This is a genomic window from Gilliamella sp. App4-10, assembly GCF_001690495.1.
GTDB lineage: Bacteria > Pseudomonadota > Gammaproteobacteria > Enterobacterales > Orbaceae > Gilliamella > Gilliamella apicola_G.
In genome coordinates, this window is sequence record NZ_LZGS01000035.1 from 543,759 (window position 1) to 556,373 (window position 12,615).

General features: G+C 35.0%; 10 protein-coding genes. All 10 read right to left on the reverse strand.

Features of this window, described 5'->3' with window-relative positions:
• Positions 1–103: 103 nt before the first annotated feature.
• Positions 104–1,042, reverse strand: a complete 939-nt coding sequence (gene thrB, locus A9G23_RS07540) for a homoserine kinase (protein ID WP_065587002.1) — start codon at positions 1,040–1,042, stop codon at positions 104–106.
• Positions 1,043–3,499, reverse strand: coding sequence for a bifunctional aspartate kinase/homoserine dehydrogenase I (thrA, locus tag A9G23_RS07545; RefSeq protein ID WP_065587003.1), 2,457 nt, complete (start codon positions 3,497–3,499; stop codon positions 1,043–1,045).
• Between the two features lie 349 nt (positions 3,500–3,848).
• Complete coding sequence (locus A9G23_RS07550; RefSeq protein ID WP_065587004.1) at positions 3,849–4,178, reverse strand: hypothetical protein; 330 nt, start codon at positions 4,176–4,178, stop codon at positions 3,849–3,851.
• Positions 4,179–4,316: 138 nt separating this feature from the next.
• Complete coding sequence (locus A9G23_RS07555) at positions 4,317–5,072, reverse strand: SDR family NAD(P)-dependent oxidoreductase (RefSeq protein WP_065587005.1); 756 nt, start codon at positions 5,070–5,072, stop codon at positions 4,317–4,319.
• Positions 5,073–5,242: 170 nt separating this feature from the next.
• The gene (gene uspA / locus A9G23_RS07560) at positions 5,243–5,695 is read right to left on the reverse strand and encodes a universal stress protein UspA (protein ID WP_065587006.1); all 453 of its coding nucleotides are present in this window, start codon (positions 5,693–5,695) and stop codon (positions 5,243–5,245) included.
• Positions 5,696–5,759: 64 nt separating this feature from the next.
• A complete protein-coding gene (pitA, locus tag A9G23_RS07565) occupies positions 5,760–7,274 on the reverse strand; it encodes an inorganic phosphate transporter PitA (protein ID WP_065587007.1) in 1,515 nt (504 codons plus the stop codon).
• 69 nt (positions 7,275–7,343) lie between these two features.
• Positions 7,344–8,315 (reverse strand): bile acid:sodium symporter family protein, encoded by a 972-nt coding sequence (locus tag A9G23_RS07570; protein WP_065587008.1) that lies wholly within the window; start codon positions 8,313–8,315, stop codon positions 7,344–7,346.
• Between the two features lie 74 nt (positions 8,316–8,389).
• A complete protein-coding gene (rpoD, locus tag A9G23_RS07575) occupies positions 8,390–10,228 on the reverse strand; it encodes an RNA polymerase sigma factor RpoD (RefSeq protein WP_065587009.1) in 1,839 nt (612 codons plus the stop codon).
• A gap of 82 nt (positions 10,229–10,310) precedes the next feature.
• Positions 10,311–12,092 (reverse strand): DNA primase, encoded by a 1,782-nt coding sequence (gene dnaG, locus A9G23_RS07580; RefSeq protein ID WP_065587010.1) that lies wholly within the window; start codon positions 12,090–12,092, stop codon positions 10,311–10,313.
• A gap of 144 nt (positions 12,093–12,236) precedes the next feature.
• Complete coding sequence (rpsU, locus tag A9G23_RS07585) at positions 12,237–12,452, reverse strand: 30S ribosomal protein S21 (protein ID WP_034882800.1); 216 nt, start codon at positions 12,450–12,452, stop codon at positions 12,237–12,239.
• Between the last annotated feature and the right edge of the window lie 163 nt (positions 12,453–12,615).

A 12,615-nucleotide genomic window follows, 5' to 3' on the forward strand; every position in this document is an offset into this window, starting at 1 on the left:
AGTTATCTTTATGCTTTAATTTTGTGCTTTTTCTGATATTAACTTAATCAGCAAAAAGTTGGCGTCTTCTTAGGTTTAACTCGATTTTTTATAATCAATAAACTTAGATCACTCTTGCACCTTGGGTATCTATTTTACAAATATGGGTAAAACCTTCATCATTTTGTAAATAACTATGTTTAAGCAGTAATTCAATTTGCTGAGCAGTTTCAAGCTTATCGGCAATCACAAACATTGTTGGACCAGAACCGGAAATACCCGATGCCAACGCACCAAGTTGTTTAACCCGTTTTTGTGTTTCATCAAAGTGAGGCAATAGCTGTTTACGATAAGGTTCCGCAATATTATCAAAAAGCATTGTCGCAGCTAGCTTAGATTGCTTGGTATAACAAGCATGCAAGAACCCACCAACATAGCGCCCATGCGCTATACAATCAGCTTTTTGATACTGGGCAGGTAATATTGCGCGCGCATCAGCGGTTGAAACCTTAATGCCTGGATATGCCATTACCCAGTACCACTCTTCAAAATGCGGTATCGATTCACTAATGATGCCCATTTCATCAAGGATAAGTTGCATTCCACCCAAATAGCAGGGCGCCACATTATCATAATGCACACTACCCGAAATACGTCCTTCAAGTTCCCCCATCATTGAAAGCATTTCAAACTCATTAAATGGTTTATCAAAAAACTCATTTAAAGCAACAAATGCCCCAACCACAGAGCAAGCACTTGATCCTAGCCCCGAGCCAATTGGCATATTTTTTTCAAGCGTCATACTGACAGGCAATTTTTTACCCATTGCTTGGCAAAAGCGCTGCCAACATTGATAAACAATATTATATTTAGGATCATAGGGTAGTTTTTTGACAAATTGACCTTTGCTAGTAAGGGAAAATTCGTTAGTAGATTCAACGGTAATACAGTCCCCCAGCATCGCACCACTAATCGGGCTAATTGCTGCACCTAATATATCAAAGCCAACACTAATATTGGCCATTGATGCGGGTGCATAAACAGTTAAAGATTTATGACTCATTTAACCCCCAATTTTGCCAGATGTAGTTCGTAAAATATCAGCAAAAACACCTGCTGCTGTGACATCATTCCCTGCACCATAACCACGTAAGACCAAAGGAATTGGTTGGTAATAACGTGTATAAAATGCTAAGGCATTTTCGCCATTTTTGACTTTATAAAGAGGATCTTCACTATCGACAGCTTCAATTCTAACACTGCATTGATTGTTTTCGATGCTACCCACATAACGTAATACTTTACCTTGTTTTGCCGCTTGTTCTGATTTTGCTTTAAACTCTAAATCTAATTGCGGTAATTTAGCCATAAACTCATCAATACTACCTTGTGCATATTCAAGAGGTAATACGGACTCGACATTGATTTGATCCAATTCTAATTGTAAACCTGATTCTCTAGCTAAAATAAGTAACTTTCTAGCTACATCGGTTCCAGATAGATCGTCTCGAGGATCAGGTTCAGTAAAGCCTTTTTCTTTTGCTAATTTAGTGGCTTCGGACAATAACATTCCCTCATCAAGTTTTCCAAAAATAAAAGAGAGCGAACCTGATAATATGCCAGAGAATTTAATTAGTTCATCCCCAGCATTAAGTAGATTTTGTAAATTTTCAATAACGGGTAAACCAGCTCCAACATTGGTGTCGTACTGAAATTTACGTTTACTTTTTTCGGCTTCTTGACGTAAACGTAAATAATAAGCCATTGAACTTGTATTTGCTTTTTTATTTGGCGTGACAACATGAAAGCCATTAGCTAAAAAGTCTGCATATTTATCAGATATTTCACAACTAGAAGTACAATCAACTAAAATTGGATTAAGTAATCGATTATTTTTAGCAAACTCAATAATTCCATCTAACGAATAACTATTTTCACTGTGCTTAATTTGCTCTCGCCAATTTGAAAGATCGATACCATCGCGATTAAGAACGTTATGTTTAGAATTAAATAACCCACAAACACGCAAATCGATCTGTTTGTTTTTAAGCCATGCTTGTTGACGTTCGATTTGATCGATTAATGCACCACCAACACCACCAACACCAATCACAAACACATCAAGCATTTTATCAGTACCAAATAACATCTGATGTGCAACACGTACGCCCATCACGGCAACATCATTATCAACCACAACTGAAATAGACCGTTCAGATGAACCTTGTGCTATAGCAACAATATTTATATTGGCTCTAGCAAGTGCTGTAAAGAAGTTAGCCGATAAGCCTCGCAATGTCCGCATACCATCGCCCACAACGGAAATAATAGCAAGTCTTTCGATCACTTCAATCGGTTCAAGTAATCCATCTTTTAGTTCTAAGAAAAATTCATCGCTCAATGCTTCTTCTGCCCGATAAAGTTCAGTTTGAGGTATACAAAAACTGATACTATATTCTGATGAAGATTGAGTAATAAGTACGACTGAAATACCTGCATAAGACATTGCAGAAAAAACACGTGCTGACATACCAACCATACCTTTTAATCCAGGACCAGAAACATTGATCATTGCCATATCATTTAAATTGGTGATACCTTTTACTGGTGTAGTTGAATCAACAACATTAGCACCAATCAGTGTTCCCGGTGCATCGGGATTATTCGTATTTTTAATTAAACAAGGGATTTGGAACTGGGCAATAGGTAAAATTGTTCTTGGATGAAGTACTTTTGCACCAAAATATGAAAGCTCCATGGCTTCTTGATAAGACATCGTTGTAAGCAGTTTAGCATCGGGTACAATACGAGGATCACAGGTATAAACACCATCAACATCTGTCCATATTTCACAGCTATTAGCGCGTAAGCATGCCGCGAGTACCGAAGCTGAATAGTCTGAACCATTACGCCCAAGAACAACTAACTCGCCTTTCTCATTACCTGCTGTAAAACCAGGCATTAAAATAATATGATCTTGTGGGATACGCATTTCACTAATTCGGTGTGAAGACTCTGCAATATCGACCGTTGATTCTAAATAGCTACCTTCTGCAATTAACATTGCGACTGGATTGATTACAGTAACTAAATGCCCCTTAGCTTTTAATAGTTCTACCATAATGGCGATAGAAAGTTTTTCACCACGACAGATAATTGATGCATTAATGCTATCAGGGCATTGACCTAATAAACCAATACCCTTAAGCAATTGCTTAATATTATTTAATTCATCAAGCGCAAAGCGCTTCATCTGTTCATAAGCAAAATTAGGTTGTGCTTTTGCAATACCTTCTAATAAATCAGCAAAGATTTTTTCAGCATCATAGATATTATTTTGTATATCTTGTCCTGCAACTGTTTTTTCAACCATTGCAACTAAATGGTTGGTAATTTTAGCTGGTGCCGATAAAACAGCAGCGGTTTGCTCTTGTTTAGCATTATTTTTAATAATCTCTGCAACTCGCAAAAAACGTTCTACGTTAGCAACAGATGTTCCTCCAAATTTTAAAACTTTCATATCACACCTTACTTATTATCATAATTTATGCCATTATTATTTGAGTTATTGTTTTTAGCGCTTGCTTATAGGTATCAAAAAAATCTTGTAGTATTATCACGCTATTTTCATTTTTAACTTATTTCTTTGTTTACGTTAACTATATTACTTTCATACAAAATAAAAACCCGCCTTTAAGGGCGGGTTTTTTAATATCTTTTGGAAAAATCAACCCGCCCTAGATCGCATAATAGTACCTAAAGTGCCAATGATGTTTGTCATACTAGTTAAAATTATCATGATTTCCCTCGGAAATTATTAAATTAAGCTCAAAACAAAACAGCCCGACATTTTCATGTCAGGCTGTAATTTAAAAAACCTTTTTGCTGTTTTCGTACTCATTGACAACTTTATTTAATGCTAGATATATGCTTTGAGCATCTTGTTTCTTTAATGCTTCATCTAAAATATTAAGATACGATAACATCAATTTTTGATTATCTTCGGCAAATTGTGGAGATATTTCCTGATCTTCATATAACATAACATATGTGCGAGCAAATCCAAAAATCAAAAAATAAACTGACGCATTTTTTGGATCTTCTTGAATTAGTACTCTCATTGCATTTCGTAGTTTTACATAACTATCTGTACCAGGCAAACTTGTCGCAAATGTTTTCGTTACATCAGAAAATGTCATTGCCTTAAACCTCAATCAAATTCATAAGAAGAAAGGATAGCAACCCATTAGCAGAAGTGCAAGTCTATTTTGTTTACCAACCATAATTTTTTTGTTTCCAGTAAAAATCAGCTACAAAACTCAATAATAAGGATTATATTATTTATCTTCTTTACAAACAGTCAATCCTGCCGGCGCTTGTGCAACAGGCATTATTTCAATTGAATTGACATTGAAATGAGTTGGTGTATTAACTAACCAAGAGACAGTATTGGCAATATCTTCAGGAGTAATAAATTCAACGCCTTGGTAAATCGCTGAAGCCTTTTCGTTATCGCCATGAAATCGAACATTTGAGAACTCTGTACCACCACATAATCCAGGCTCAATATTAGTGACCCTTACTTTTTTTCCTAATAAATCTGTCCGCAAATTAGCACTAAACTGTTTAACAAAGGCTTTAGATGCACCATAAACATTCCCACCTTTATAGGCATAAGTGCCAGCCACAGATCCAAGATTAATGATATAACCAAAATTGCGATCAACCATTTCTGGTAAAATTTGTCGAGTTAAATTTACTAGCCCAATAATATTGGTTTCAATCATTGTTTCCCAATCGTTATAATCTGCTTCATAAGCAGGCTCTAAGCCTAATGCTAAACCTGCATTATTAATCAAAACGTCTATGGGTTGGAATTCATTCGGTAATTGTAACAAAATGGTATTCACTGCATCTTTTTTAGTTATATCTAATGGCAATGACAAAAAATTAATACCTAATTCATCTGCAAGTTTTTGTAGTTTATCTATACGCCTAGCTACACCTATTACTTTATAACCGTCTGCAATTAGCTTACGGCAAATGGCTTGCCCAAAACCAGAGGATGCACCAGTAACTAAAGCTATATTCATATTAAATCCCCTTATAAACTAAAATGAAAATTTGAGTATATTTCGATAAACTACAATATGCATACACAACAAATAAACTAAAACACCTACTTCCCTGAAATTTTTTCACAAAAATATTTATCTAATACGTATAAAAAACCCGCTTAATGAGCGGGTTGATATTTAATACTTCATTTAGCAGATTCTTGCACAGGTTCTTCATCTTTTAATGGCACAATTAAAGTATCAATATGAGTACTATTGATAAGTTGACGAGCAGAAGACATTAACTTACTCCAAAAGTCCTGATGATGGCCACACACGACTAAATCAGCACCATATTCGTGAATTGCCTCAATTAATACTTGGTCAAATTCTCCATTTCCTGAAAGAGTGTGAGCAATAGGATAACCCGCATCATCTGCCAATTTATTTAATGCAATGTGTGCATCTTCAGTAATTCGATCTTTCATATCATTCATATTAATATCAACCAAACCAGTATAAAGATCAGAATAGTTAATACCAACATGAATCAATGATATTTGAGCATTATACGGCCTAGCCATAGAAACTGCTTTTTCGACAAGAACTTCACTTTCAGGCGATAAATCCACTGCAACTAATATGTGTTTATAAGCCATAATACGTTACTCCTTCCTATTTGATGCTCAGGTTAAATTACAAATTGATATTCTCTTTTTACTACTAAATTAATTTTTGAGCAAGCCAAAAAAGTGATCCAGATAGCAAAATCGAAATTGGAAGTGTTAAAATCCATGTTAACGCAATATTTTTAATGGTTTTACCCTGTACTCCACCACCATCAACGATCATTGTACCAGCAACAGATGATGAAAGAACTTGGGTTGTCGATACTGGCATACCGGTATAACTTGCAATCCCAATTGATAAAGCCGTTGTGATTTGTGCCGACACCCCCTGTGCGTAAGTCATACCTTTTTTACCAATTTTTTCACCTATAGTAATAGCTACACGCCGCCACCCTATCATTGTTCCAACTGCCAACGCCGAAGCTACCGCAATAATGATCCAAATAGGCGCATATTCAACAGTTTTGAGCAAATCATTATTTAAAGATTTTAAATATTGTTTGTCTTCTGGTGGCACATTAGGTTGTTTGGCAACATGCAAAACAGTATCAGATAAACATAATAATATACGTCTAGCCTGAGATCGTTGTTCTACATTTAACGATTGATAATCATTAATTTTATTAAAAAGTGAATTCGCTATTCCAATAGTGATGAAGGAACGAGAATAATCACAATGATATTGATTCAAATCTGTAATAGGAATGTTTGCATCAATCGCAGATTGTTTACCTATCACAGTTGTTAAATCTTCACTATGCGAAACAAAATACTCTTCAATATTATGGATTGCATTACGGGTATTAGTAATATCATAAGTAGGAGCATTCATATTAACGATAAAACCAGCAGGGGCAATTCCCATTAACACTAACATTAATAAACCAATTCCTTTTTGCCCATCATTAGCACCATGAGAAAAGCTCACGCCAGCAGCCGATATAATAAGCATGATACGGATCCAAAACGGTGGCTTTTTCTTGCCATAGAGTTTTTCACGCTGTTCAGGCGTCATAAAAATACGTTCTCTTTTTTTACTGCTCTTTTTACTTTGCCCTTTACGTGTCCAATATTTACGTAGAAAAAAGATCATTAACCCGGCAATAACAAGACCAACTATTGGTGAAATAATCAAGGATAAAAAGATTTGGAGCATCTTAGGGATATTAAGCGCATCAATGATTGATGTATCCATAATCAATGCATTTGCAAGTGCCACTCCAATAATAGAACCAATTAAAGTATGTGAACTTGATGCAGGAATACCAACATACCAAGTACCTAAATTCCAAATAATTGCTGCAAATAAAATAGAAAATACCATAGCAAGCCCATGAGCCGAACTGACATTAAGTAATAAATCAGTTGGTAACAAGTGCACAATTGCATAAGCAACACTAAGCCCACCAAGTAACACGCCAAAGAAATTAAATACTCCTGCCATAAAAACTGCGAGTTGTTCTTTAAGTGCCCTTGTATAAATAACAGTGGCAACAGCATTGGCGGTGTCATGAAATCCATTGATAGCCTCGTAAAAAAGTACAAAAAGTAAAGCAAAGGCTAATACTATAATGGTTGAAAATTCTAAATCAGCAAATAGATGAAACATAATATATCTTTCTGTTGTTAATTAGCACCACTATTATCCTTGAGAATAGGCTAATGAGCAAAACAATTTTTACATTTTTTGTTGGGCATAACGTGCCGCTAAAAAGGCACAAATCATTAATTGGATTTGATGGAAGATCATTAAAGGTAAAATCATAATGCCTATTATTGATATGGGAAAAAGAACACTTGCCATTGGAATACCACTCGCTAAGCTCTTTTTCGAGCCACAAAATACAATTGTGATTTCATCTTCTTTGCTAAAACCTAAAAATCTTGCACTATAAGTGGTAATAAATAACACTATAGTCAATAGAATAATCGAGAAAAATAGAATGTTTAATAATGATAAAAAACCAACTTGCAACCATATACCATTAACTACCGCATCACTAAAAGCAACATAAACTACTAATAAAATCGACAGGCGATCTATTTTAGAAATAACGCTTTTATATTTATTTATCCATTTGCCAATAAAACGTCTAGATAAATGCCCAACAATAAAAGGCAACATCAGTTTTAACATAATAGAGCTAATCGCATCAATTATGTTCATTGATGTCGAAGCTTGGGTATGCATTAATAATCCAACCAAAAGAGGGGTAATAAAAACACCTAATAAAGTTGATGCAGATGCACTACAAACAGCTGCTGCTACATTACCTTTTGCTATTGAAGTGAAAGCTATAGCTGATTGTACTGTTGCCGGTAAAACACAAAGATAAATAAAGCCTAAATAAATATCTTGTGATAAAAAATTTGGCACCAACAATTGCATCATCAAACCTAATATAGGAAAAATCACAAAGGTAGTAGCAAATATTAATAAATGCAATCGCCAATTCTTTATGCCAACAACAATTGCTTGAAAAGAGAGTTTGGCGCCATGCATAAAAAAGAGTAAGCCAATAGCGAAGGTTGTAAGGTATTCAAAAACAGTTTTGGTTTGTCCTTCACAAGGAAAAACACTAGCTGTAATCACAACACAAATTAAAATCCATAAAAATGAATCAATCTTAAATCGTTGCAGTATATTCATGGTTTTTAGTGTCTTTAATTAAAAACAATTAAAAAAATCGCCACAAAAGTGGCGTTATATGTAAATGATAAAATTTATTCTAAGAAACTACGAAGCACATCGGATCGACTTGGATGGCGCAACTTACGCAAGGCTTTAGCTTCAATTTGACGAATACGTTCTCGTGTAACATCAAATTGTTTACCGACTTCTTCTAGCGTATGATCCGTATTCATATCAATACCAAATCGCATACGTAACACTTTGGCTTCTCTTGGCGTTAATCCAGATAAAATATCACGTGTCGCACTGCGTAGGCTTTCAGACGTAGCTGCATCTAACGGTTGCTCAAGAGCAGTATCTTCAATAAAGTCACCTAAATGGGAATCTTCATCATCCCCAACAGGTGTTTCCATTGAAATGGGCTCTTTAGCAATCTTAAGCACTTTACGAATTTTGTCTTCAGGCATTTGCATGCGTTCTGACAACTCTTCAGGCGTTGGTTCACGACCAATCTCTTGTAACATTTGACGTGAAATACGGTTTAGTTTATTGATTGTTTCAATCATATGTACTGGAATACGAATTGTTCTTGCTTGGTCAGCAATGGATCGAGTAATGGCTTGCCTAATCCACCAAGTCGCATAGGTTGAAAATTTATAACCACGACGGTATTCAAACTTATCAACCGCTTTCATCAAACCAATATTACCTTCTTGGATAAGATCTAAGAATTGTAATCCGCGATTGGTATATTTCTTCGCAATAGAGATAACGAGACGCAAATTAGCCTCAACCATTTCTTTCTTAGCACGGCGTGCTTTAGCTTCACCAATAGACATGCGCCGATTAATATCTTTGATTTGCTCAATAGAAAGGTTAGTTTCTATTTCAATTTGCTGCAATAGATTGATCTGAACTTGAATAGGTTCTTCAAATTCTTTCAAACTTATAGCAAATGCGCCTTTAGCTGTTAATGCCTTTTGATACCAGCTCATATTATTTTCATTACCAGTAAAATGCGTCATAAACTGCTTTTTCGGCATTTTGCATTGTTCCACACAGATCTTCATAATTGCACGTTCATGTGTTCTAACGCGCTCCATCATGCTTCTCATGTTATTAACAAGAATATCAAACTGCTTAGCAACTAAACGAAATTGTTTGAATATTTCTGATAAGTTTTCAATCTCTTTTTGCGCTTTTTTATGAGCTCGACCATATTTTTTAATAGCATCCGATGTTTTATCATGTTGCTCTTTTAATTCAGCAAATTTAGCTCTGGCAACTTCAGGATCAATAGAAACATCATCATCAGTTGAAGAATCGCTTTCTTCATCCTCATTCTCATCGTCGCTATCATCAATGTCAATTTCGGTTTCACTAACTAACTCTTCAGGTAGTTCTTCAGAGACTTCCTCAGCATTTGGATCAACAAAACCGGTAATCAAATCAGATAAGCGAACCTGTCCGCTTTCGATCAAATTATATTGCTCTAAAAGATAGGTAATGGCTTCTGGATATTCGGATACTGACGTTTGAACCTGATTAATGCCATCTTCAATACGTTTAGCAATATCAATTTCACCTTCACGTGTTAACAACTCAACCGCGCCCATTTCGCGCATATACATACGAACAGGATCGGTTGTTCTACCAATTTCTGACTCAACATTAGATAATACTAATGCTGTTGCTGCTTCAACGGCTTCCTCATCAGGGACATTATCTGAAAGTAATAACTCATCAGAATCTGGGGCTTCTTCAAGCACTTGAATGCCCATATCATTAATCATTTGGATAATATCTTCAATCTGATCTGAATCAATAATCTCTTCAGGTAAATGATCGTTGACATCAGCATAGGTCAGGTATCCTAGCTCCTTACCTCGAATGATTAGGAGTTTTAGCTGTGATTGAGAATTTTGCTCCATAAAAGGTATCCACTTTAGTTATTTGGTCATCTATATTATATATGTAGAACTATATCTGAAAATCTACATATACCCTATATATTTAGTCTTTTTTTGATAAAACAAGTATTAAAGTCGCCAATTCTTTTTTCTCTGCGGTACTTAAACCAGAGACTCTCTCTTTTGCGATTAGTTCATCTTGCCTTTGGGCGAGTATATTATCATATAACTCTTTTAAAGTATGTGAAAAAGTTGAATCTATTTCATCATCTTGATAATGACACTCCCATGTTGATAAACGATTTAATTGTTTATAAAACGGTCTATCTATACACTCTGTTAGTATTTGTGCTGTCGTTATATTGGGATAACGTTGACATAATTCAAGTAATTCAATAAAGATCTCAATACCTGCCATTTTAACTTGGCGAATCACATTAATATCAGAAACTTGTTCAGCAAGATTAGGATATTGAAGTAATAAACCGATTAAAACACGCATAGTGGTTAATTTTATTTGTGATACAGGGGCTCTTTCTTTTGCCTTTTCATTACCTTTGTATCGATTGTCACTCATTAATTGCTCTAGTTGAGAGACATCAAGCAAACCTAAATAATTGCCAAGTTTTTGTAATAAATTTAATCTAAAAGCTTTTGCCTTAATTTGATCAAGTAGTGGTAAAGCTAGCGAGCTCAATTTAGCTTTTCCTTCAGCAGTTTTTAAATCAACCTGTTTCAAAAGTTCATCAAATAAAAACTTTGATAAATTTGAGGCCTCATTTAAATATTCTTCAAAATCCGCTTTACCAACTTTACGAATAAAGCTATCCGGATCTTCATCTTGAGGTAAAAAAGCAAAGGTAATTTTCTTACCATCGATTAAGCAAGGCAATAATACATTAAGAGCCCGCCAAGCGGCACTTCGCCCAGCATTATCGCCATCATAACAAAATATTACCGAATCTGTTGCTCTAAATAATAACTTAATATGTTCTTCTGACGTTGCCGTGCCTAAAGATGCAACAGCATAATCAATACCATATTGAGCAAGCGAAACCACATCCATATAACCTTCAACCACGATGAGTTGTTGAGGATTACGATTCACTTCTTGTGTTTCATAAAGTCCATAAAGTTGGAAACCTTTATGAAAAATTGGAGTTTCCGGAGAATTAATATATTTCGCAGGATCATTAATGATAGTTCTTCCACCAAATGCTATGACATTTCCTTGCCTATCACGGATAGGAAACATGACTCGTGCCCGAAAGCGGTCATATTGATTACCACTATCATTGGTTACTTGCATGCCTGCTTGTTTATAAAGCTCTGCTTCAGTCTTAGTTTTAACAATATTTTGTGAAGTTAATCGCCAATCATTAGGGGCATAACCAATTTTATATCTGGCTATAATTTCAGCGTTAAGACCTCGATTCTCAAGATATTTTTGAGCATCGATAGATGTTGGTAATGCTAATTGCTGCTGGTAGAAATCCGTGATTTTAGCCATCAAGGTATACAAATCACGACGTACATTTCGAGATTCAATATGTTTAGATTGATCAATTTCATTGTTATCACTATCAATATAAGGTACTCGAATTCCTTGCATACTAGCTAATTCTTCAATAGCTTCAGGAAAAGACAACCGTTCATATTGCATTAAAAAATTAACAACCGATCCCGATGCACCACATCCAAAACAGTAATAGATCTGTTTTTTCTCATTAAGCGAAAAAGAGGCTGTTTTTTCATCATGAAAAGGGCAACAACCAAAATAGTTATTCCCCCTTTTTTTCATTTTAACGCGTTTACTAATCACATCGAGAATGCTAGTTCGAGCAATGAGATCTAAGATGAAATCGCGGGGAATAAGACCTTTCATGATAAATTTTCAACCAATTCTGGTATTATAGAAAGACAACAAGCCGTATCAAAAATACGGCTTGTTAGAATTCTTTATATTAAAAAATAAAAAATTGATTTTAATATCAATTCAAGTTTTCAGTATAAATAATCTTAAAAACAATTAATATAGACGAGTGCGACGAGCGTTTTCTCTTTCCAATTTTTTAGCATGGCGTTTAACAGCAGCTGCTTTAGCTCGTTTACGAATAGTTGTCGGTTTTTCGTAAAATTCACGATTACGAACTTCAGCTAAAACTCCTGCTTTTTCACAAGAACGTTTGAAACGACGTAATGCTACATCGAAAGGTTCATTTTCACGTACTTTAATTACTGGCATGTGCCTCTCACCTCAAATTTGTTTAATATCACAAGGGACTAAATTTAGTGCGCAATTTTACCTCTAATCAATATATATTGTAAAGTAAAAAATCGAATTATTCTAAGAGAGCAAATTAATTTGCCAATCAACATATGGCATCAGATAATAATTCAAATCTTAT